Origin of the sequence: Ruminococcus sp. OA3, assembly GCF_022440845.1 — a bacterium.
In the GTDB taxonomy this organism is placed as follows: Bacteria; Bacillota; Clostridia; order Lachnospirales; family Lachnospiraceae; genus Ruminococcus_G.
The window spans coordinates 1,438,100-1,460,354 of record NZ_JAKNTO010000001.1 but is presented as its reverse complement, the minus strand read 5'-3'; the positions used below and the strand labels follow the sequence as shown (position 1 = coordinate 1,460,354).

Sequence of the window (22,255 nt, the reverse complement as noted above, 5' to 3'; positions counted from 1 at the left end):
ATGCAAAATCATTTGAAAGCAGCCTGTTCTTGACTGTTATTGCTTATTTAGTTCCTGCAAATAGCGTTTTGCATAGGTGATTGTGCCTTCCGAAAGAACACTGCTTATAAACCTGGCTAAATCATCTGAAGTTATGTTTTTGCCGCTGCGCTGCCAGTGGCGAAAGGCTGCAACGATCATCGATAAGCTGCATTCCACAACGTAAGGCATGTATAGATCCTCATTCAGAATTAAGTTTATGTTCTTCATCTTTTTGACCATCTCGTTTTTAAGCTTTTCACCAAAGCGAACACTTCCGTAATCCCCCAAAAGGGCGCTTAGATAAGCGCCCTTTTTTTCATATAAGCTGGCGATGTTTTGTATAAACATGTGGTTTAATTGGCTGTCGTTTAAATTTTTCGGCTCACTGTTCCGCATATATTCCAACACATCGTTTTCGATATACTCCAGCAAATCATAGATATCTGTAAAATATTGGTAAAAAGTGCTGCGGTTGTATCCTGCCATTTTCGTTATCTCCTGTATGGAGATTTTTTCAATCGGTTTTTGTTGATAGAGACTGCAAAACACATTGATAAACGTTGACCTTGTTTTTTCTGTCACATCCGGCTGCTTATTCATGTTATCCTCCCTTGGTCATCCAACAGATTATAAAATATTGATGGTTGTTTCCTATTCGAATATAAGCTATATTTTCATCATACAACACGTTGTTGTATGATTCAAGTACAAATTTTCGTAAGGAGGAAACCAGTATGCCGGTGATGGAAATTAAAAACTTGACAAAAGATTATGGTCATGGCCGAGGGGTATTTGACGTTTCTTTTGACGTTGAAAAGGGAGAGGTCTTTGGATTTCTTGGGCCAAACGGCGCGGGAAAAACAACTACCATCCGTCACATTATGGGCTTTTCACGCCCGCAGCAAGGATACACCTATGTGAACCAAAGAGACAGCTGGAGCAATTATTACATCAATCAAAAAGAATTGGGGTATCTGCCAGGAGAGATTGCCCTGCCGGAGTCGCTTACGGGCACACAGTTCATCAAAATGATGGCAGAATTGCGGTGTATTACAGATAGTACGCACACCGATTACCTAATCGGAAAATTCAAGTTAGACCCCTCCGGGGGATTAAAGCGTATGTCTCTTGGCATGAAAAGAAAACTTGCCATTGTAACAGCTTTTATGCATGACCCGGATATCCTTGTTCTGGACGAACCAACCTCAGGACTTGACCCTGTGATGCAGGAGGTTTTTATCGACTTTATCCGGGAGGAAAAGGCGCGGGGCAAAACCATATTGCTTTCCAGTCATATTTTTTCGGAGGTGGACGCCACCTGCGACCGGATTGCCATTATTAAGGACGGAAAAATTGTTTCCACCGTGGTGGCGGACGATTTGCGGCACAGCGAAAGCAAAACCTTTAAGCTGGAATTCCTTACAAAGGACGAATTCGAGCGGTTCCGCCAGGAGGTGGAGTACCCCGGAAAGCTGGAGGTGGTCTCCGTAAAACGGCACCGAAACCAGGCGAAAATTCAGGTAAACGATCAGGACATCAACCATTATTTTGGCACCATATCCGAATATCAATTAAAATTTATGTCGGAAATCAAATTCACCCTTGAAGACTATTTTATGGCCTTTTACGACCGCAACCCACAGCAGGAAGGAGGGCAAAATTATGCCGCTCATTGAAATAAAAAGCCTGACGAAAGATTATGGCAACGGCCGGGGAATTTTTGATCTTGACCTTTCCATTGAACAAGGCGAGGTTTTTGGCTTTGTCGGTACCAACGGTGCGGGAAAATCCACGACCATACGCCATCTGATGGGTTTTTTAAAACCGGAAAAAGGGTATGCCTGCATCGAAGGTTTGAATTGCTGGGAACAGTCCGCTGAAATCAAAAAGCGGGTCGGATATATCCCCGGCGAAATTGCTTTCCCGGACGCGCCGACCGGTACGGAGTTTTTAAAACGCCAAGCGGAATTATTAGGCCTTTCCGATCTGTCCTATGCAAAAAACATCATTCAAAAATTACAGCTCGACGAGGCAGCAAATTTAAAACGAATGTCAAAGGGAATGAAACAAAAAACAGCAATTGTCTCCGCATTCATGGCTGATCCGGAAATTCTTATTCTCGATGAACCGACTACGGGGCTGGACCCATTAATGCGCGCGGAGTTTGTCGATATTTTAAATGAACAAAAGAAAAAAGGGAAAACGATCTTTATATCCTCCCACATGTACGAGGAGCTTGAAGATACCTGCGACAAGGTGGCGCTGATTAAGGACGGCAAAATCATCGACGTAAAATCCACCATGGAGATTCGGCACAGTCAAGATAAGATATATAAAGTAGAGTTTTATTCGGGGCGCGATTATGAGCGCTTTTTATCGGAACGTTTTGAACTTAATGAAAAGCGGGATACGCAAAATCAGGTGCTGGTAAAGGTGAACGATACACAGATCAATGCTTTTACAAATGTTCTCAAGGATTATTCTGTCAAATTCATATCGGAAATTAAATTCACTCTTGAAGATTACTTTAAGAGCCTGATGTAGGAGGAAAACAATATGTTTAGTAAAACAGTTTTTAAGCAAACGCTGAAATCTAACTACAAGCTGTGGCTTGTCTTTACCGTGATCCTGTGTGCCATCAGCGCGGTGATTATTTCGGTATACGACCCCAAAGCCATGTCGGGCATGATGGACATGATGGGAAGCTCCCCCATGGGCGACATGATAGGTGACCGCGCCGCCGACATGACCTCGCTGCTGGGGATGCTGGGGTCTAGCTTTTATGGGATGCTTGTGGTCATCCTCCCCTTAATTTTCATCATTATAACTGCCAACAGCCTTGTGGCGTCCCAGGTGGACAAGGGCTCCATGGCCTATACCCTGTCAACACCCATCAAACGGAGCAAGGTTGTGGCCACACAGGGATTATACCTGGTTACCTCCATACTGGCCATGATTTTGGCGGTCACCATTGTAGGGCTTTCCATGGTTCAGGCCGTCCACGGCGGCGTATTCGGTGAAACGAACACGCCGGACGTGCAAGCGATTTCCACGACCATGAATATCAGCGCGGAAGAACTGGAAGGCGACCTGAACCTGATTCTCAACGACGAGAACGCCATTCGGGAAGGCGCGGAGACAAGAGAAATCGAGGAAGACGTGTATGTTTCGTACCTCGGTCTTAGGTTGACAGACAAAGCCTATGAAGCGGCCGCCGATGTTTTGGAAACAGACACGGCTGCGGTAAGCGGTGATCCGGGGCTGCTTCTTGGAAACGATGAAGCGCTGCACGCGGCTGCACAGGCGACGGGTATGGATGAAGAAGCATATCGCGCGCAACTGGAAACAACGCTTGCGCAGCAGGCGGACACAAAACAAACGGAAGAGATGCAAAACAAGCTGATGTACGGCTTGACAGCGGCAGCCGAGATGTTGGACATGGAGGTCTCTGATCTCAGCGAAGACATGGGCTTGCTTAAAAAAAGTCCTCAGGCCATGGCAGTGGCCGTAAATGAATCGGGACTCCCTGAAGCGACATTTGTATTGATGGTCAATATGCAGTTGGCTAACGATGAGCTTCAATTGGATGCGGGTGTCGACTTTTCTATAAAAGATTATTTAATCCTCAATGTGGGAGCCTTCCTTTTCCTGTTTGCAATCAGCAGCATTTCTTTTGTGTTCTCCTGCATATTCAACCTTTCCAAGTATTCCCTCATGTTTGGGGCAGGCATCCCCGTTGCCTTTTTCATCTTCCAGATTGTGGCGCAGACCAGCGAAAGCCTGTCCGGGTTCAAATACCTTTCGCTGAACAGCCTGTTCGATCCCGGCGCGATTACAGGCGGCGGCACTTACGGCGTCCAGTTCGCGGTGCTTGTGGCAGTCGGCGTTGTGCTCTACATCGTCGGGCTGCAATGGTTTAAGAAAAAGGATTTGCCTCTATAGATAGACAAGAAATGATTTTCATATGCTTTTAAAACAAATATGAATAAATGAAAAAATACAAGAGATACGCATTTGAACTGCACCCCAATTGTTAGGCAGTATGGTATACTGTAAATAACGATTGGGGTGCGGTTCTGCAGTTGTCTTGTCTTTTATTTTGAATTACCGTCCGAATGGGATATGACTGTGCGAAGATACGAACACAGCAACGTTGGGGTGAAATTCCCGGGCAGGAACTGTATTCGGAGAAAACGGCAAGCACTAAGTGGCAGCATTATGATGCCACAGGCAATATCGGAAATAAAAGCAGTATCATTCTGATGCCGTTTGCAAGCAGATTCAATGATGGATACTGTTCCCCGGTACTGCGGTCAAGAGCCGGAAAAGTCGGTGTTTTATTAAACAGAAGCAGCGGTTATGGACTCCTTCATCGTTTGAAATGCTTCTGCTTTAAAATCAGCGTTTTTCTCGGTTTTAGAGCAGAGAAAAACACGCCCAAATCAGCACTCTTAAAAAATCTCTGAAAATTAGGCTGAATTTCCGAAAACAGTTCCGCTTCCCCCCTTTGTCTTCTCCTATTAGTGAGGAGGGGAAGCAAAAGACTTCAGCCGGAAAGGATTTGAGAAAATGAAAACAGGATTTACTAAAAACAAAAAACAACGGAGATATTTTTTGATGAAGCAAGTAATATCGTGTATATCACCACCTATAACAACGACCTCAAGAAAAGGCTGTCGGCATACTCTGTGAAATATCCTGAATTGTGCAGGCAGACGGATGATACTGCGGACGGCGGGTTGTCTTTTGAGATGGTAAAAGGGCGATTTTGCTTTCGCCTGACTGAGCCGTATTCAGATGAGCGTCGGAAAGCGGCAAGCAATAATGCAAATAAGCAAAACAATCTGTCTCAGATAAATAAATCACGGCGGTCTTAGCCTCACAGAGCCCACTGACATCTTTGCAGCCGTAAGGCTGAAAGTGTCTTAGTGGGTAATACAGATTGAAAATCTGTATTGGAGAACGAAATTTGCAAAGAAAGGAGAGCGCAATGAAGCAAAAACAAGACCGTTCCATTGTCCGTGTGGCTGAATATGCCCGTAAATTCTTTGAGAACGCATTTCACTTTGCCGAAAGGGAAATGGGCGTTGACAATATCATCTCTGCTGTTATGCATGCCGATGAACTGAACAAAGGCTTAACCTTACAGCTTGGGGGATTCCACCATAGTATCAACTGTTCTCAGCTGTCTTCCAGCCTGACGCCAGCTCTTTCGCCCGTTTTACGGCATCCGCAACGATCACATCCGTTTTCATATAATATTCATCCAGTCCGTCCGCAGCCAGGCATGTCATCTCACCGATCCCATACATTCCACACACCGCCTGCAGATAACGCTCCCCCATCTCACACTCTTTCATGGGGCTCTCTGCAAAATCAGCTCCTCTGCTCGTGATGAATAAAAGCTTGTCAGCCTTACACAGTCCTTCGCTTCCATGGTCTGTATACCGAAATGTGATGCCTGCCACTGAGATGTTCTCAATATAAGAACGCAGTACCGCGGGAAAACTGAACTCCCACATCGGGGCAGCGATCACGATGGCATCTGCCTTTGCAAATTCATGTGCCAGGTCGAACATCGGATGGGAATAATCTTTTTTCTCAATAAGTTCATTTCTCTCCTTAAGACTTTCTCTCGTCAAATACGGCGGTTTCAGGTCCATTAAATTTTTCTCTGTGATAACAGTCCCGGGACTGCCGGATTTTAATCCATCCAGAAATGCCTGTGCAATCTTCAGGGTCCTGGACTGCTCCTCTCTCATACAGCTGTTGATAAATAAAATATTCATATCATGAATCCCTTTCTATTGAAAAATCCACGGATTCCCACATGAGGAATCCATGGACTTAGCGTGTGATCTGTCAGCGGATGATTGTCCCCGTTTTGCCGAGGTAACCCTCCCTTGCTCTGTCAATGGAAGTGATGACAGCCCTTCTGCCGTTCTTTTTCTCCACAAATTCTACCGACGCTTCTACTTTTGGAAGCATGGTGTTCGGTTCAAACTGTTCCTGCCCCATATATTCTTTTGCTTCCGCAACAGAAATTTCCCCCAGAAGTTCTTCGTGTTCTGTGTTAAACCTGAGTGAAACCTTCTCGACACTTGTTAAAATCAACAGTTCGTCCGCGTCCAGGGCATCCGCCATCTTTCCGCTGGCATAATCCTTTTCGATCACCGCACTGGCACCGCGAAGCTGTGTTCCCTGCTGCAGCACCGGAATACCGCCACCGCCTGCTGCGATCACGATCTGTCCTGCCGCAAGAAGAGCTTTGATTGAATCGATCTCAATAACCTCCTGGGGTCTCGGGGCCGCAACGATACGGCGGTATCCCTGTTCCTCCTTCACCACATAATTCCCTTTTTCTTCTTCGTTCTCAGCCTCTTCTTCCGTCATATAACGCCCTATGACTTTCACCGGCTTATGAAATGCATCATCGTAGGGATCCACCGTCACCTGTGTCAGAACAGTACATACAGGCTTGTAAATCCCGCGGTTTAAAAGCTCCTCACGAATGGAATTCTGCAGATCATAGCCGATATATCCCTGGCTCATCGCAGAACACACAGACATCGGTGCATGTGTATAATTCGGATGTGACTTTCCAAATTCATTCATCGCCGTATGGATCATCCCGACCTGCGGCGCATTGCTGTGGGATATCACGATATCAGCCCCTGCTTCCACCAGATCAGCAATGACTTCCGCCGTTCTTCTTGTCGCTTCCTTCTGCTCAGGAAGCGTGGCGCCAAGGGCCCTGTGCCCGAGAGCCACCACGATATTTTTCTTACCCATTTAAAAACCTCCCATAAATTATGCAAACAACGTTTTGCCTGCAAAGTATCCCAAAATCAAAATACCAAGTACAATACGGTACCATCCAAATACTTTAAAATCATGCTTCCTGATATAGCTCATCAGGAACTTAATGCAGAAAATCGAAACCACAAAAGCGACAAGCATCCCGACAAGCAGGTAAATGATCTCCGGGCCTGTAAAACTGAAGCCAAACTTCACGATCTTCAGCAGGCTCGCCCCGAACATTACCGGAACCGCAAGGAAAAATGTATACTCAGCCGCCAGTTTTCTGGAAGTCCCCAGCAGTATTCCGCCGATAATCGTCGCTCCGGAACGTGAAGTACCCGGAACGATGGAAAGTACCTGGAAAACCCCGATCAGCAGCGCTGTGGTCCAGGTAATCTCGCTGATTTTACGCATTTTAGGCCTGCGCCGCTTGTTATAATTCTCGATTATGATAAACAGTATACCATAAACAATTAACATGATGGCTACCACAACATAATTGTTCAGTTTCTTTTCAATGAAATCATTAAATGGAATTGCAATGATCATTGCCGGCAGACAGGATACCGCAATCTTCAGCCACATAATGATCTTATTCATCGACACGTGGTTATCAGCAAACTGCTGAAGTCCGCCGACCAGCCTGTTCTCGCTGTGGTTCTGCCAGAAACTCTCCGACACATCCGCGGGCTTTCTGTGAAACGGCCACAGCTTGTTCCAGTAGATCAGCACAACCGCCAGGATCGCCCCCAGCTGGATAACGACCAAAAACATCTGCAGGAATTCATCGCTGACTTTCAGGCTGAGAAATTCGTCTACCAGTATCATATGACCCGTGCTGCTCACAGGCAGCCATTCCGTAATCCCTTCCACAATTCCGAGGAAGATAACTTTTAACAATTCTATAAAACTCACAACTACTCCAATCTGCATTTTTGCCTTTTATCAATTGTATGTGTATCCGGCTTCGACTATTATTCTATTCGATGGTTGCGATATCGATCAGGGTCAGCCTGTTCTTATCTGTATTTTCCAGGCTTGTGACGAGTGCTGTCGCTGTATCCAGTGAAGTCAGGACATTCACCCCGGTTTCGATGGCATTCCTTCGGATGATGAATCCATCTTTTGCTTTTTCCACCCCCTGAGTGGGTGTATCAATGACAAGATCGATCTTATGCCCGAGGATCAGGTCCATCAGGTTCGGTGACGGCTGTTCGATTTTATTGGTTCTGATCGCCTCCACACCATTTGCATTCAGTACTTTGGCCGTACTTCTGGTCGCATAGATGCGGTAGCCGATTGCCTGGAATCTTCTCGCAATCGCGATCACATCCTCTTTGTCCTCGTCTTTTACAGTAATGATCATGTTCTTATGCTTCGGAAGATTGATCCCCGCGCCAAGAAATGCCTTGTACAGTGCCTCATTAAAAGTCGTTGCAATTCCAAGGCACTCACCGGTTGATTTCATCTCCGGTCCAAGACTGATGTCCGCACCACGAATCTTTTCAAATGAGAACACCGGCATTTTAATGGCAATGTGTTTTGCTTCCGGCTGAAGCCCCGGCGTATAACCCAGATCTTTTAACTTATGTCCCAGAATCACCTTCGTAGCCAGCGGTACGATAGGGATTCCTGTCACTTTGCTGATGTATGGTACCGTACGGCTGGAACGCGGGTTCACCTCGATCACATATACTTCTTCCTCACACACGATGAACTGAATATTGATCATACCGATCACATGAAGTGACCTCGCCAGCCTTCTGGTGTACTCTTCGATCGTCTCTTTTGCCTTTTCACTGACACTCTGGGCCGGATAAACAGAGATACTGTCACCTGAATGAATTCCTGCACGCTCAATATGCTCCATAATACCCGGGATCACAATGTCCTCGCCGTCACATACGGCATCTACCTCTATTTCTTTTCCAACCAGATATTTATCAACCAGGATCGGATGCTCCTGGGCGATCCGGTTGATGATGCCGATAAACTCATCAATATCGTTGTCGCTGATCGCGATCTGCATTCCCTGTCCTCCGAGAACATAAGAGGGTCTCACAAGCACCGGATATCCGAGTTCATTTGCCGCCCTTTTCGCCTCTTCTGCTGTAAATACCGTATGCCCCTGCGGTCTCGGAATCCGGCATTCCTCCAGGATCTTATCAAAGAGTTCTCTGTCTTCCGCCGCATCTACATTTTCTGCGGAGGTTCCGAGAATCTTAACACCCATGTTGATCAGCGCCTCTGTCAGCTTGATGGCTGTCTGTCCGCCGAACTGAACGACTGCACCATCCGGTTTTTCAATATCCACAATGTTTTCTACATCCTCAGGAGTCAGCGGCTCAAAATACAGTTTATCAGCGATGTCAAAGTCCGTACTCACGGTTTCCGGATTGTTGTTGACAATGATCGTCTCGTATCCCTCTCTTGCAAATGCCCAGGTACAGTGTACCGAACAGAAATCAAATTCAATGCCCTGTCCGATGCGGATCGGGCCTGAACCGAGCACGAGGACTTTTTTCTTTCCCTCTGTGCGGACAGCTTCATTTTCACCGCCGTGCACTGAATAATAATACGGCGTTGTCGCTGCAAATTCAGCTGCACACGTATCAACCATCTTAAAGGCCGCTACGATGCCATTCTGTTTTCGCATCGCTTTTATATCATCCACAGCTTTTCCTGCCAGTTCTGCGATCACATGGTCCGGGAATTCCAGTCGCTTTGCCTCTGTCAGCAGATCTGGTGTCAGCTCATGCGTCTTCAGTTCCTGCTCCATCTCAACCAGTATGGAGAGCTTGTCGATAAACCAGCGGTCTATTTTGGTAATGGCGTGAATGAGTTCCGCATCCACCGAGCGCCTGATCGCCTCTGCGATCCTCCAGATCCTCATATCATCCACGATCTCCAGCTCTTCCAGGAGTGTATCATCCATAAGCTCTGTAAAATCATAGGACATCAGACTGTCCACATGCTGTTCCAGCGAACGAATCGCCTTCATCAGAGCGCCTTCAAAGTTGTTGCAGATGCTCATAACCTCACCTGTGGCTTTCATCTGCGTGGTCAATGTCCGCTTCGCACTGATAAATTTGTCAAATGGCAGCCGCGGCATCTTCACAACACAGTAATCCAGCATCGGCTCAAAGCTCGCATATGTCTTTCCGGTAATCGCATTCGGAATTTCATCCAGGGTATATCCAAGCGCAATCTTCGCCGCAACCTTTGCAATCGGATATCCCGTCGCCTTGGATGCCAGTGCGGAGGACCGGCTCACACGCGGATTTACTTCGATCACGCAGTACTCAAAGCTTTCCGGATGCAGTGCATACTGAACATTACATCCCCCTGTGATATTTAACTCACTGATGATATTCAGCGCAGAAGTACGGAGCATCTGGTATTCCTTATCTCCCAGTGTCTGTGATGGTGCCACAACGATACTGTCTCCGGTGTGCACCCCCACAGGATCAATGTTTTCCATGTTGCAGACCGTAATACAGTTTCCGCGGCCGTCACGCATCACCTCATACTCTATTTCCTTCCAGCCGGCAATGCAGCGTTCCACAAGAACCTGGCCCACGCGTGACAGACGAAGGCCGTTCTGCAGGATTTCAACGAGTTCTTCCTCATTATGAGCGATTCCGCCGCCGCTTCCTCCCAGTGTATACGCAGGACGCAGAACGATCGGATATCCGATGGTATTGGTAAATGCGATTCCGTCTTCCACCGTTTCCACAACCTGTGAGGCTGCGATCGGCTCGTTTATTTTTTCCATCGTCATCTTAAATTCAAGGCGGTCTTCTGCCTTTTTGATCGTCTGAGCCGTTGTGCCGATCAGCCTGACGCCATTTTCCTCTAAAAATCCTGTTTCATCCAGCGCCATCGCCAGGTTCAGTCCGGCCTGTCCTCCCAGTGTCGGCAGGATGCTGTCCGGTCTTTCCTTCATGATCAGCTGCTCCACTACCTCCACGGTCAGCGGTTCAATATATACTTTATCGGCAATATCCTTATCCGTCATGATGGTCGCCGGATTGGAATTCAGAAGCACCACCTCAATTCCTTCTTCTTTTAAAGAACGGCAGGCCTGTGTACCCGCATAATCAAATTCAGCTGCCTGTCCGATAATGATCGGGCCTGAGCCAAGCACTAGCACTTTTTTGATATCTGGATTCTTCGGCATTATTTTGTACCTCCCATCATTTCCATAAATCGATCAAACAGGTAACCGGAGTCCTGCGGTCCCGGGCAGGCTTCCGGATGGAACTGAACCGTAAAGATATTCTTTCCTATATAAGAAAGCCCTTCGTTTGTCCGGTCGTTTACATTGATAAATGCCGGCACAGCGATCGAAGGATCTAATCTGTCGGTATCCACCACATAACCATGATTCTGTGAAGAAATATAAACACGGCCTGTTTTCAGGTCCTTGACCGGATGATTTCCTCCCCGGTGCCCGTATTTCATCTTATGAGTATCTGCGCCTGTGGCGAGTGCCATCAGCTGATGTCCCAGACAGATTGCAAAAACGGGTACATCAGAATCATATATTTTTTTAATTTCGGTAATAATGGATGTGCATTCTTTGGGGTCGCCAGGACCATTAGAGAGCATGATGCCGTCCGGATCTCCGGAAAGTATCTCCTCCGCCGTCGTAAGTGCCGGATAGACCGTCACCTGACAGCCACGCTGATTCAGGGATTTTGCGATATTGTTTTTCGCACCGAGATCGAGAAGAGCGACCCTGGGGCCGTTTCCCTTTAACACAGATTTTTCAGAACAGGTTACTTTTTCCACAACCTTACCGGTCGTGTACATTTTTAATTCAGGAATGATTTCATCTATCTTATAATTTTCGTTCGTCGTGATCATACCGTTCATGGTACCTTTTTCCCTCAGGATCTTTGTAAGGGCACGCGTATCGATTCCGGCGATTCCGGGAATATCAAATTTTTTCAGAAAATTCTGAATCGTATCTTCGCTTCTGAAGTTACTTGGCATTCGAGATAGTTCCCTTACGATATATCCATCCGGCCAGGGGCGCAGCGATTCGCTGTCTTCATAAGAGATGCCATAATTCCCGATCAGCGGATAAGTCATACAGACAGCCTGTCCCGCATAAGATGGGTCCGTCAGCACCTCTAAATATCCGGTCATCGACGTATTAAATACAATCTCACTGATCACTTCTTTCCTGGAGCCGATGCTGGTTCCCGAAAAAACATGTCCGTCTTCTAAAATCAGAAAAGCTTTCATCATTCCACCGTATTCCTTTCTTAAAAAACACGGAAATCCGTGCATATGTGCAAAAAAAAAGAGTTTACGCGCTCTTTTATATCTAAAAGAGTTTATCATATTATATCACGCATTTCAACCTTTTTCATCATGAATGCACAGCGTTTCCATCGTATCCCCATCATTTTTGCAGGAATTTTATTGAAAATAGGGATTGACATTTCAGCCCAAACCAGATACAATATATCTTGCGAGTCGATCAGGCACGCATTATAAGAGATATGCAGGAGTGGCGGAATTGGCAGACGCGCAGGCTTCAGGTGCCTGTGGCAGCAATGTCGTGTGGGTTCAAGTCCCATCTCCTGCATCTTTTTATTTTATCCCTGTGCACACACAGGGATTATTTTATTGCCTTAATCTGTTTATCAAGCAACTGATAAAAACTTGCAATATGCATCCCATCAACCAGACCATGATGGCACAACACAGAAACCGGCATCACTGTTTTATCTCCCTGCTCCACATATCTTCCCCATGTAATCCTTGGATTACTGTCTGCAGGAACCGGTACAGGCTGGACAAGAGCGGTGTAAGAAATCCAGGGCAGCGTTGAGATAAATATTTTGTCATATACAGCACCCTCTTCTTCATTTATCGTTCGGTTATGCCTTGCCATCTCCTGTTCCCGTTCGGCATAAGGCAGGAAATCTGAAAAAGGCATATGACTGTCAAGCGTACAATAGCAGTAAGTTCCATCTTCTAATGCCACAGTATGAGATGTTTTGCAGTTATCAAATTCTATAATTTTATGATCCAATATTCTCTGCCTGAATTCTGGGACGCCATTAGCCGCTTTTGACGCACAATAGCAGACGGTGAGAAAAAACGGCAGCTTTTTTGTTTTTACTTTTTTTATGAAATCTGTAATATCAACATTCACCGTCAATCCAACGTACGGATACGACAGACTGTTAAAATACTCAAAATGCTGTTTTCTCTTATATCTTTCCATGTCCAGATATTTGTAATTCATCAAAATCTCTCTTTCTTTAACATATTATGATCTGATTCAATAAAGCTGTTCTAAATAGATGATTATATATTATTTTCACAGTATTCGCAATACCTGAAAACATCACTGAACATCTCTATTTCTTATTGTGTCAAAAAACTGTAAAATAGGGATTGACATTTCCAGACAAACCAGATACAATATACCTTGCGAGTCGTTAAGGCACGCATTTAAGAGATATGCAGGAGTGGCGGAATTGGCAGACGCGCAGGCTTCAGGTGCCTGTGGCAGCAATGTCGTGTGGGTTCAAGTCCCATCTCCTGCATCTTTTTTTGTCCGAAATTCACTGCCGGAGACGACAGTAAAAACAGCGAAAATGCTCACTCACAGGGTGATCATCTCCGCTGTTTTTTTACGGCCCGTCAAGCGTCAGCCAACACCTGATATCAGCTTTTAGCATTTTCAGGGTTGTCAATTTTGTTGTTAAAGTCTTCGATCAGACGTTCCCGGTTTTCACTGGCCCATACCGGGTCGTGTTCGATCAGATTGATTTCGGAAAGCTGTACCGCGCCATCGACTGCTCTGGCATTCTCATTGATCGGCGTGCGGTTCGCATTGGATTCCAGGTACATTTCCTGTCCCCGGACAGACAGCATCCAATCAACAAAGGTCTTTGCGTTTTCCAGCTGATCCTCGGGCGCACCGTTCAGGATCGCCATTCCGGTAACTTCATAACCGGTTTCATCTTCTGGATATACGACCTCAATTGGATACCCCTGATCCGCAGTGGTCAGCGCATCGTCTCCAAACATAATTCCTACCGCAGCTTCCCCCAGAGCGACTTCCATTCCGGGCGCTGCTCCGCTCTTCGTGAACTGACGGAGATTATTCTTAAGCTTTGTATAGTAATCGAATGCTCCGTCCTCACCAAGTTTCTCAACCATGGACATAAAGATCGTATACCCCGTTCCTGCCGTGGAGGGATGCGAGATCGAAATCTGATCTTTGTAGGTGTCCGTCAGCAGTTCATCCCATGTTTTCGGGTATTCCAGATTATTTTCTTCAAACCAGTCTTTATTGCACGCAAATCCTATCGCGTGCTCCGTCGCAGGGAACCATTGATTATCAGGATCCTTAATCGCTTCCCGGACATTTTCCAGTTCTTTGGACTCATAGGCCTGGAACAGCCCTTCTGACTTTGCAAGTTCATAGTAATCTGTATTGCCTGCCAGGACCAGTGCAGCGTTAGGATTGTCCTTCTCAGAACGCACCCGTGCAAACAGCTCACCCGCTGACAGCCGCACATAATTGACTTTGATACCGGTGTCCTCCTCAAATGCGGCAAAGTAAATTACATTTTCCTCATCTGGATATGCTGAGTATACCGTGAGTTCTTTACTGCCCGTACTTTGAACCTCTTCCTTTGCCTCTTCAGTGGTGCTCTTTTTCTCTTTTGTGCCCGTGTCAGCCTCACCTTTGCTGTTTCCACACCCGGTCAACACCAGGGATGCCACAAGCATCCCTGCCACAGCGGTACTTTTCCAAATTGTTTTTTTTCTCATACTGTTTTCCTTCCTTTCAAATGTTTTAAGGTTTTTATAAAAATTCAGCATAGCGCTCTTTCATGTAAGCTACCACTTCGCTTCTGGAAGCCTTAAGCGGACCCGTTGTTTCCAATTTAAGTGAAACTGCCGCTGCCGCATATAACAGCGAACTCGGTATATCTTGCTCCAGGCGCATGGCAAGATAACTGCCAAAGGTCGTATCTCCCCTCCCTGCGCGGCCGTCGATCGCCCTCGGACGCAGCGGACAGCGGTACATCTTCACTCCATCATACACAATCACCTCCGTGTGATGTGTGATCATCACTTCCCTGGCGCCCCACGATACAATGATCCTGGCCGCTTCTTCCCTGTCTTCACAGCCCGTCAGAATCTGGGCTTCCCTGGCGTCTGCTTTCAGGTAGGTGATATATGGAATATACCGGCGCTTTTCCGCCCAGTCACGATAGACGATTTCTCTGTTTTCCTCATAACGGACGTAGCACTGGATGTCGCAGGCCAAGCTTCCTTTCCCTGAAAGATACGTAAACAGAGCTTCATCATAATCACCATAATATATACCTGCCATATGGTATATTTTTGCCGCCACATCCGGAATATCCGCAATGCCGATCGGGTCAATCTGTGCGTTGATAAAAATATCTCTGCGCTCCTGACTCTCCGTATAATAAATCGCTTCTGCCTTTGTCGTCTCTTTGGAGACCGAAAAAAACATCTGTTTGGCAGGTAAATTCCTAAGTATATGAAAATCCTCCGGTGCACATTTGACCAGTCCACACACTTCTCTGCCCGCACTGTGTACAGCATGCACCGCAAAAGGCAGTGCACCTCCGATATACTCCCGTTTTACTCCTCTGTGCCGCAGCTCTTCTACATCCAGAGACAACGGACCCATCGCTAAAACATCACAGTTCATGTAAGTATTTCCCCCTTCTTATTCCTTTAGTCTTTTAGGATACGGACACATTCTGCATCCAGTTTCAGGTACACCGTTTCCCCCTCGCCAAACTGCTTTGAGATCTGCGGGTTATAAATCTCTACAATGACAGGCCTTTCATTGATAACAATCTCATACTCCGCCTTGGAACCGTAGTATGTGACACGCCGAACCCTCCCCTGAAGTTCCCCTCCGGTGTCAGACAGTCTGACAGACTCCGGCCTGGCACCCAGAACACAGGCATCTCCATTCTTGAGTCCCGAAACGTTGCCGGGATTCGGCACTGCATACGGCCTGTCCCCAATCAGAACCACTGCTTTGCCGCCCTCATTCCCCCGGTAGATACAGGGAAGGAAGTTGTCTTTGCCGATAAAGTTTGCAACAAATTGATTGGCAGGATACTCATAAATCTCTTTTGGTGAGCCAAGCTGCATGATATTCCCGTCCTTCATGATGACAACTTTATCCGATATCGCCATAGCCTCCGACTGATCATGTGTCACATACAGGCTGGTAATAGCCAGTTGCTTCTGAAGCGCACGGAGCTCATCCCGCATATACTCCCGCAACTTTGCATCCAGATTGGACAGCGGTTCATCAAACAGCAGAACACTGGGCTCTATGACGACAGCCCTGGCAAGCGCCACACGCTGCTGCTGCCCGCCCGACAGCTGGTTCGGGAAACGATTCTCCATCGTGGTCAGCTGCATAAGCTCCATAACGTCCCGCGTACGAGTCAGAATCTCCTCCCTGGGAAGCTTCTTGACTTTCAGCCCATACGCCACATTTTCAAAAATCGTCAGATGCGGAAACAGCGCATAGGACTGAAACACCATGGAAATATCGCGTTTATTAGGCGGAATCTGTTCCACCGAACGATTGCCGATGAAAATTTCACCACCTGTCGGTGTCTCAAATCCCGAGATCATCCTAAGCGTCGTGGTTTTTCCGCACCCGGAAGGTCCAAGAAGCGTCATCATCTCGCCATTTTCAATTTTAAGATCAATATGATTGACTGCCACCGTCTTGTCTTTACTGCCTGGAACTTGAAATTCTTTTGTAAGGTCCAGCATCCGCACGCCACTGGAGCGTGTACTGCGCAGATTCTTTTCTGTTTTTGCTTCTGCCATAATCCATTTCCTCCACTATCACTATTTTTAATTATACCGTTTGTTCCCTGTCCCGCCCCCTTTTTCTCAGATGCTTCGGTGAAAAAAGAAACTCAACAACAAGATTGATAATTCCTATCGCAATCATAATGATCACGATCATGATGATAATATAAGCCGCAACTGTACTGTATTTACTGGACTCAAACAGCGAGAAGATCTTAGTTGTCGCGAGCGACCATTTCGGTGATATGATAAAAATCACCGTACTGACCGCCGTCATCGCTCTCACAAAAGAATATACCAGGCTGGAAAAGAATGGCTGTTTCAGGAGCGGCAATGTCACACGCCGAAATGTGGTCCCCGAACCGGCACCCAGGATCGTGGACGCCTCCTCAATACTTTTGTCAATCTGCATCAGGGTAGTCTCTCCGGCCTCGATGCCGACGGGCATGTTTCTGAAACAGAAAGCAATCACCAGGATAAAGGCTGTCCCCGTCAGCAGCAGCGGCTTCTGGTTAAACGCAAACACATAACCGATGCCAAGCACGGTACCGGGTACCGCGAAGGTTAAAATCGAAGAAAACTGCATATACGACCTTCCCCAAAAGCGATGTCTTACAACAAGATAGGCAATCACCATCCCCATAACACCTGCCAGCGGTGCAGAAATACTCGCCAGTATCACAGAATTTTTCAGTGTATCCCATCCCGATGCCAGCACATACTTAAAGTGGTCAAGCGTCAGACTGTAATCAACTCCCCAGGTTTTAAACACCGCACCTGCGAGAACCGTCCCATACAATACCACAAGGGCTATGAGAATGAGCGAGCAAAAAGCAAACAACGGCCAGACGATATATGGCTCATGAAGCTTTCTTCTTTTCTGTGTGGGTTTTCCTGTCACCGTCACAAAAGACTTATTGCTAATCCAGTAGCGCTGAATCAGATAGGCAGCCAGCGTCGGAATCAGCAGAAACAGGGCGAGAACCGCGCCTCCGTTCATATCAAACATCCCTGTAACCAGCCGGTACGCCTCCACCGACAACGTAGAATAATTGCCGGCAAGCACCGCCGGATTGGCAAAATCCTCCAGAGACTGTATGAACACCAGCAGCATGGAACTTATGATTCCCGGCATCGACAGCGGCAATGTCACGGTGCGAAAGATATGCCCGCGGGACGCCCCCATATTGTACGCCGCATCTTCCACAGAATCATCAATCGCACTGAGAATTCCGGTCAATGTCATAAAGGCAATCGGAAAAAACGATATTGTCTGCACGGCGATCAGACTGTGCAGACCGTAGACGTTTGCAGTCGTGATGCCAAGCAATCCCTTTGTGATCAGTCCCTGCCGTCCAAACAAAAAGATCATCGACAGCGAAAGAATGAACGGCGGTGAGATGATCGGCAACGTTGCAGCTGTCTGAAAGAGCTTTTTCCCCCTGATTTCCGTCCGGGTGACTGCAAACGCAAAGATGTAACCGATCAATGTTGCCAGGACTGCAACGATAAGTGCCAGTTTGATAGAGTTCCAGAACGTCTTAATGTAGGAACTGTTTCCCAGAATGTCCGCAAATCTCTGCAGCGTCAGGCCTCCACCGTCCCCGGTCATCCCCAGGCGGACGATATTTACCATTGGATATATGATAAAGAGTGTGAGCATGGCCAGGATCAAAATAATGGCTGCGAGCAAGACCGGTTGCCTGAGCATCATCTTAAATTGATTTCTGCTTTCATTTTTGAGCATGTGATATTCCCCCTTCAACTTGTTTTTCTGTCTCGTGTTGTTAGGATAATAGCACAAAAAAACCAGTCACAAAATGTAATTATTTATCGAAAATTTATAATAATCACAAATTTTAACTGGTTTTTTCAAATTTCTTATGAAATATCCATGTACTTCCTGTTATTTATCGTTCTTCCTGTTCTGGTATTCCTTTGGGCTGATTTTAAAGTATTTTTTAAACACCTGGCTGAAATAATATGGATCACTGTACCCCACCTGTTCCGCCAGATCCTGCAGACGCACATGCCCATCTCCGATCAGGGCTTTAGACTTTTCCATGCGGTAATTGGTCAGATATTCCACGAAACTCATACCGATCTCCTGCGTAAACAGAGAGCTGAAATAACTGGGGGAAAACCCGGCAATCTTCGCAACCTTATTCAGAGAAATGGTGCTGTCATCAAAATGCTCCTCAATATACTGTTTTGCCTTTGCAATCTCCCTGCTGTTGCCCGCATTTTTTCCTGCATCACGCTGTGTGATGTATAAATGCATATACCGTTTCGATACCTCCCTGGTCTTTTCCCAGGAATTTGCAACGGAAAGAAGCGACACCGCCGACATGTGGTCGCAATTTTCATCGAGCTGCTTGAGCAGCTCATCAACCGCCATGATGAGATTCATCAGCAGATAGTAACGAAACAGAATACTCTCCGCGCTGTTATCATTTGCCGACTGGTAGTAAGCCTCATAAATGTCGTCCAAATCTTCCTCTTTTGCATACCGGAGCCTGGACGTAAAGTTGGCCAGATCATGACCGGAAATCATATCATCCGGGCCCTTCGCACTGTCTGTTATCAGACTCTCATCCGAGTATCGGGCGAGCAGCCGTTCCGGGTTCTCCTGTTCCCCCAGTTCCGGCTTTTCAATGGTCTCCAAAATATCCATCAGCTTTCTCGAGTTGATCGGCTTGAGCACATAGGCATCCACCTTAATGGCAACCGCCTCCTGTGCGTACTCAAATTCATCATGTCCGCTGATGATGATAAATTTCGTCTCCGGCATGGTCTTTTTTACGATCTTTGCCAGCTCCAGTCCGTTCATAAACGGCATGCACACATCCGCCAGCACTACATCGGGTCTGCTCTCCAGAATCATCGGCCATGCGGTTTCCCCGTCTGATGCCTCTCCGCAAACCTGATATTTTCGGCCCGGCAGATTCTGGATCGCATTCCTGATGCCGGAAAGAATCACATCTTCATCATCTACAATAAACACCCGTATCATTCTGCCGCCTCACTCCTTTGCTGTGGTATTTCAAAACTGACACTCGTTCCAGCACCACAGGTGCTCATAATCTGCAACCCCTCCGTCTCGTAGTACAGCCGCAGACGCTGGTTCACATTAAACAGTCCCACCCCTATTTCATCCGACATCGCCCCTTCCCGCAGTGCTCTTTGTATTCTGGTCAGTTTGCCAGGGGTCATGCCCACCCCGTTATCTTCCACCACGAAGACAATGTTGCCCGTCATGGTTTTCACTCCGGTTACACTGATGTGTCCCGCCCCTCTTCGTTTTTTCAGCCCATGGTAAATGGCATTTTCCACAAGCGGCTGCAGCGTCAGTTTCAGGATCTTACAGTCCATAATGCCGGGATCAATGATAATGTCTGACGTTAAAAAGTTAATATACCTCACCTTTTGTATCTCAATATATTTTTCAATATGCTGCACTTCTTCACTGACATTTACATACTCCCGTCCGCGGCTGAGTGAAATTCGAAAAAAGTCGGTAAATGCCATCGTAATATCGATCACATCTCCATTCCGCCCCTCCTCGGCAAGCCAGATGATGGTCTCCATGGTATTATACACGAAATGCGGCGTGATCTGCTCCTGCAGGATCCGCAGTTCCGACTTCCGAAGCGCCCGCTGTGCCTGCACGCGTTCCTCCAGAAGATCGCTGATCCTCTGCACCATGAGATTCAGACTCTCGCACAGACGGCTGAGTTCTTCAACCTGCGTGATCTCCACCCGCGCAGTCAGATTTCCCGCTCTGACGCGGTCAGTCATCTCTTCCATATCCCGGATCGGCTGGATAACACCGTTCATGACATTATTGTAAGCAGCGACAGAGAAACCGATCATAAATAATAGTACAGCGCCTACAAACACTGCAATGATCAAAATGACCTGCCGGATGTGCTCATTCTGCAGGGCGATCATATCGATTTCTTCTTTTATGTATTGCTGCATCATGGTACCCACCATTCCGATGACACTTTTGATCTCCCGGTACAGCCCTTCATTTTCCGTCGCAGAAACCCTCTGCTCAATCTGCAGATGCAGTTTATCCGTATACTGCTGAAGCGTATCGAGCGCCCTCTGGCCCGCCTGTACATATCGCAACGCCTCCGTGTCCGAATGAGAGCTGAGATACAGGTTCTCCATCATATTCTCCACGTCTGTCAAAATATCCGCATACTCTTCTGCAGAACCCTCTTTCTGCTCTGAGACAATATACCACAGTTCTTCATTCAGTGCACTTTCCAGCTGCGACTGAATGATGGATGCAGAATTGATATTACCGATCTTCTGATTATACTGACTTGTCATAATCACCACCGCAAGCAGTATCGCAAGAGTCGGACACAGCATCACAGTCAGTATTGTCCGGTACGACTGTTTTAAAATGATATGAATACTGGCAAAGTTCGTATATAGATTTTTCATGATCTTCATAAGCCGCTGTCCTCTTGTATCATCTGCGCCGGAAGCGCCGTTTCCACGCGTGCTTCCCCTTCCTCAAGGATACTGACAAGCGCGTCAGACAAGGTATCGGACAGTAAGGAGAGATCAAAATAGGCAATACTGTTAACCTCGCCTTCCTCCGCCATCTGCCGGACTTCCTGACTGCAGGAAACCGCAAAAATCAGAACATCCTTCCCAGGATGAAGACCCGCTTCTTTGACTGCAGCAACCGCACCGATGGTCATGGCATCCCCGTGAGATATCACAACATTCAGCCCCCCCTCTGATCCTGCGATCCTTTTCGTCGCCTGTCTGGCCCTGGACTGAAGAAAGTCTTCACTGAGGCTGTACGTGATCAGTTCATCCTTCCTATCCGACCGTTCCCGGAAGACTTCCCTGAGTCCTTTGGTGATCTGCAGGGAGGAGTACGCCCCGACCGTACCGTAGAGTTCCAGTGTCTGGTTTTCCGCTGATACACGCTCAAGGTAGCTTTCCGCAAGTTGTTTGGCTGCCTCATAATAATCAAATCCGATGTAGGATACTTTAGCGCCGTTGACGGACTCCGCCATCCCCTGGTCGATTGTTAAGACGGGAATTTCCGCGGCATCCGCTTCTCTCAAGACAGTTTCCCACTCTCTTCCCACCACGGGTGAGAGTACGATCAAATCAACTTTATAGGCAATCAAAGCACGGATCGCTTCAATCTGCGCATCCTGGTCACGTTCCACCGGTATTTCCAGCAGCTGATATGGATACACATCACAAATCCCACGTACCATCTGATTCATTTCTGCCTTTCCGGAGTCTTCCGTCGCCGTCTTCACAAAACCGATCACATACCTGGGTGTTTTGCCGGTTTCCGGCTTTTGCCCGCCAGCCAGGAGCGACAGCACGATCAGAAACGGCAAAATCATGATCACAATTATCAGTGCCTTCATTTTTCCACTCATGGCAAAACCTCCCGGTAAACTGCTGTGTTTTCAAGATATTTTTTTATTTCCACAGACTGTCAATACAATTACTTATGATATTTAAATTTTAAACGAATCATGAGCATAAATAAATGAAATATTTTTTGAAAAATATTTTAGATTTTGTT

The 22,255-nt window shown here is 46.9% G+C and carries 17 protein-coding genes, 2 tRNA genes and 1 pseudogene; 6 read left to right on the top strand and 14 right to left on the bottom strand.

Going from position 1 to position 22,255, the window contains the following annotated elements; all coding sequences use genetic code 11:
• Positions 1 to 36: 36 nt before the first annotated feature.
• Positions 37 to 621 (bottom strand): TetR/AcrR family transcriptional regulator, encoded by a 585-nt coding sequence (locus tag MCG98_RS06635; RefSeq protein ID WP_240301125.1) that lies wholly within the window; start codon positions 619 to 621, stop codon positions 37 to 39.
• 134 nt (positions 622 to 755) lie between these two features.
• Here MCG98_RS06635 and MCG98_RS06630 point away from each other — a divergent pair, with 134 nt between their 5' ends.
• From MCG98_RS06630 to MCG98_RS06615, 4 genes and pseudogenes are all read left to right on the top strand, one after another.
• Positions 756 to 1,697, top strand: a complete 942-nt coding sequence (locus tag MCG98_RS06630) for an ATP-binding cassette domain-containing protein (RefSeq protein ID WP_240301123.1) — start codon at positions 756 to 758, stop codon at positions 1,695 to 1,697.
• A complete protein-coding gene (locus tag MCG98_RS06625; RefSeq protein WP_240301121.1) occupies positions 1,684 to 2,565 on the top strand; it encodes an ATP-binding cassette domain-containing protein in 882 nt (293 codons plus the stop codon). The genes MCG98_RS06630 and MCG98_RS06625 overlap by 14 nt, the downstream gene beginning before the upstream one ends.
• A 12-nt stretch (positions 2,566 to 2,577) precedes the next feature.
• Complete coding sequence (locus MCG98_RS06620; protein ID WP_240301119.1) at positions 2,578 to 3,963, top strand: hypothetical protein; 1,386 nt, start codon at positions 2,578 to 2,580, stop codon at positions 3,961 to 3,963.
• A gap of 627 nt (positions 3,964 to 4,590) precedes the next feature.
• Positions 4,591 to 4,898 (top strand): annotated as a pseudogene (locus MCG98_RS06615) (hypothetical protein).
• A gap of 294 nt (positions 4,899 to 5,192) precedes the next feature.
• On the opposite strand, the gene MCG98_RS06610 reads toward MCG98_RS06615, so the two are convergent.
• The 5 genes from MCG98_RS06610 to MCG98_RS06590 all read right to left on the bottom strand — a co-directional run bounded on the left by MCG98_RS06610 (position 5,193) and on the right by MCG98_RS06590 (position 12,075).
• Complete coding sequence (locus tag MCG98_RS06610; protein ID WP_240301117.1) at positions 5,193 to 5,810, bottom strand: NAD(P)H-dependent oxidoreductase; 618 nt, start codon at positions 5,808 to 5,810, stop codon at positions 5,193 to 5,195.
• A 73-nt stretch (positions 5,811 to 5,883) separates the two neighbouring features.
• Positions 5,884 to 6,813, bottom strand: a complete 930-nt coding sequence (arcC, locus tag MCG98_RS06605; protein WP_240301115.1) for a carbamate kinase — start codon at positions 6,811 to 6,813, stop codon at positions 5,884 to 5,886.
• Between the two features lie 18 nt (positions 6,814 to 6,831).
• A complete protein-coding gene (locus tag MCG98_RS06600) occupies positions 6,832 to 7,737 on the bottom strand; it encodes an undecaprenyl-diphosphate phosphatase (protein WP_240303385.1) in 906 nt (301 codons plus the stop codon).
• Between the two features lie 64 nt (positions 7,738 to 7,801).
• The gene (gene carB / locus MCG98_RS06595) at positions 7,802 to 11,002 is read right to left on the bottom strand and encodes a carbamoyl-phosphate synthase large subunit (RefSeq protein ID WP_240301113.1); all 3,201 of its coding nucleotides are present in this window, start codon (positions 11,000 to 11,002) and stop codon (positions 7,802 to 7,804) included.
• Complete coding sequence (locus MCG98_RS06590) at positions 11,002 to 12,075, bottom strand: carbamoyl phosphate synthase small subunit (protein WP_240303384.1); 1,074 nt, start codon at positions 12,073 to 12,075, stop codon at positions 11,002 to 11,004. Before MCG98_RS06590 ends, carB begins: the two co-directional genes overlap by 1 nt.
• A 262-nt stretch (positions 12,076 to 12,337) precedes the next feature.
• On the opposite strand from MCG98_RS06590, the gene MCG98_RS06585 reads away from it, so the two are divergent.
• Positions 12,338 to 12,421 (top strand) — tRNA-Leu (locus MCG98_RS06585).
• 33 nt (positions 12,422 to 12,454) lie between these two features.
• Here the strand turns inward: MCG98_RS06585 and MCG98_RS06580 are convergent.
• Complete coding sequence (locus tag MCG98_RS06580; RefSeq protein ID WP_240301107.1) at positions 12,455 to 13,087, bottom strand: CatA-like O-acetyltransferase; 633 nt, start codon at positions 13,085 to 13,087, stop codon at positions 12,455 to 12,457.
• Between the two features lie 220 nt (positions 13,088 to 13,307).
• Between MCG98_RS06580 and MCG98_RS06575 the strand changes: the two genes are divergently transcribed.
• Positions 13,308 to 13,391: transfer RNA gene (locus MCG98_RS06575), tRNA-Leu, on the top strand.
• Between the two features lie 121 nt (positions 13,392 to 13,512).
• Here MCG98_RS06575 and MCG98_RS06570 read toward each other — a convergent pair.
• From MCG98_RS06570 to MCG98_RS06540, 7 genes are all read right to left on the bottom strand, one after another.
• Entirely contained in the window at positions 13,513 to 14,628 is a 1,116-nt protein-coding gene (locus MCG98_RS06570; RefSeq protein ID WP_240301105.1) for an ABC transporter substrate-binding protein, read from the bottom strand.
• A gap of 34 nt (positions 14,629 to 14,662) precedes the next feature.
• Positions 14,663 to 15,544 carry a ribokinase gene (locus MCG98_RS06565; protein ID WP_240301103.1) on the bottom strand — a complete coding sequence of 294 codons (882 nt, stop codon included), beginning with the start codon at positions 15,542 to 15,544 and terminating at the stop codon, positions 14,663 to 14,665.
• A gap of 26 nt (positions 15,545 to 15,570) precedes the next feature.
• Entirely contained in the window at positions 15,571 to 16,695 is a 1,125-nt protein-coding gene (locus tag MCG98_RS06560) for an ABC transporter ATP-binding protein (RefSeq protein WP_240301101.1), read from the bottom strand.
• Positions 16,696 to 16,726: 31 nt separating this feature from the next.
• Positions 16,727 to 18,427, bottom strand: a complete 1,701-nt coding sequence (locus MCG98_RS06555) for an iron ABC transporter permease (protein ID WP_240286244.1) — start codon at positions 18,425 to 18,427, stop codon at positions 16,727 to 16,729.
• 159 nt (positions 18,428 to 18,586) lie between these two features.
• Complete coding sequence (locus tag MCG98_RS06550) at positions 18,587 to 19,693, bottom strand: response regulator (protein WP_240286246.1); 1,107 nt, start codon at positions 19,691 to 19,693, stop codon at positions 18,587 to 18,589.
• Positions 19,690 to 21,147, bottom strand: a complete 1,458-nt coding sequence (locus MCG98_RS06545) for a sensor histidine kinase (protein ID WP_240286248.1) — start codon at positions 21,145 to 21,147, stop codon at positions 19,690 to 19,692. Before MCG98_RS06545 ends, MCG98_RS06550 begins: the two co-directional genes overlap by 4 nt.
• A complete protein-coding gene (locus tag MCG98_RS06540) occupies positions 21,144 to 22,106 on the bottom strand; it encodes a substrate-binding domain-containing protein (protein WP_240286249.1) in 963 nt (320 codons plus the stop codon). The genes MCG98_RS06545 and MCG98_RS06540 overlap by 4 nt, the downstream gene beginning before the upstream one ends.
• Positions 22,107 to 22,255: the final 149 nt, after the last annotated feature.

Excerpts from the sequence above, each read along its gene's own strand:
- MCG98_RS06550 (WP_240286246.1), bottom strand. The coding sequence starts at position 19,693 with ATGATACGGGTGTTTATTGTAGATGATGAAGATGTGATTCTTTCCGGC.
- MCG98_RS06590 (WP_240303384.1), bottom strand. The coding sequence starts at position 12,075 with ATGAAAGCTTTTCTGATTTTAGAAGACGGACATGTTTTTTCGGGAACC.
- MCG98_RS06625 (WP_240301121.1), top strand. The coding sequence starts at position 1,684 with ATGCCGCTCATTGAAATAAAAAGCCTGACGAAAGATTATGGCAACGGC.
- MCG98_RS06570 (WP_240301105.1), bottom strand. The coding sequence starts at position 14,628 with ATGAGAAAAAAAACAATTTGGAAAAGTACCGCTGTGGCAGGGATGCTT.
- MCG98_RS06545 (WP_240286248.1), bottom strand. The coding sequence starts at position 21,147 with ATGAAGATCATGAAAAATCTATATACGAACTTTGCCAGTATTCATATC.
- MCG98_RS06635 (WP_240301125.1), bottom strand. The coding sequence starts at position 621 with ATGAATAAGCAGCCGGATGTGACAGAAAAAACAAGGTCAACGTTTATC.
- MCG98_RS06540 (WP_240286249.1), bottom strand. The coding sequence starts at position 22,106 with ATGAGTGGAAAAATGAAGGCACTGATAATTGTGATCATGATTTTGCCG.
- MCG98_RS06580 (WP_240301107.1), bottom strand. The coding sequence starts at position 13,087 with ATGAATTACAAATATCTGGACATGGAAAGATATAAGAGAAAACAGCAT.
- MCG98_RS06620 (WP_240301119.1), top strand. The coding sequence starts at position 2,578 with ATGTTTAGTAAAACAGTTTTTAAGCAAACGCTGAAATCTAACTACAAG.
- MCG98_RS06560 (WP_240301101.1), bottom strand. The coding sequence starts at position 16,695 with ATGGCAGAAGCAAAAACAGAAAAGAATCTGCGCAGTACACGCTCCAGT.
- MCG98_RS06630 (WP_240301123.1), top strand. The coding sequence starts at position 756 with ATGCCGGTGATGGAAATTAAAAACTTGACAAAAGATTATGGTCATGGC.
- carB (WP_240301113.1), bottom strand. The coding sequence starts at position 11,002 with ATGCCGAAGAATCCAGATATCAAAAAAGTGCTAGTGCTTGGCTCAGGC.
- MCG98_RS06610 (WP_240301117.1), bottom strand. The coding sequence starts at position 5,810 with ATGAATATTTTATTTATCAACAGCTGTATGAGAGAGGAGCAGTCCAGG.
- MCG98_RS06555 (WP_240286244.1), bottom strand. The coding sequence starts at position 18,427 with ATGCTCAAAAATGAAAGCAGAAATCAATTTAAGATGATGCTCAGGCAA.
- arcC (WP_240301115.1), bottom strand. The coding sequence starts at position 6,813 with ATGGGTAAGAAAAATATCGTGGTGGCTCTCGGGCACAGGGCCCTTGGC.
- MCG98_RS06565 (WP_240301103.1), bottom strand. The coding sequence starts at position 15,544 with ATGAACTGTGATGTTTTAGCGATGGGTCCGTTGTCTCTGGATGTAGAA.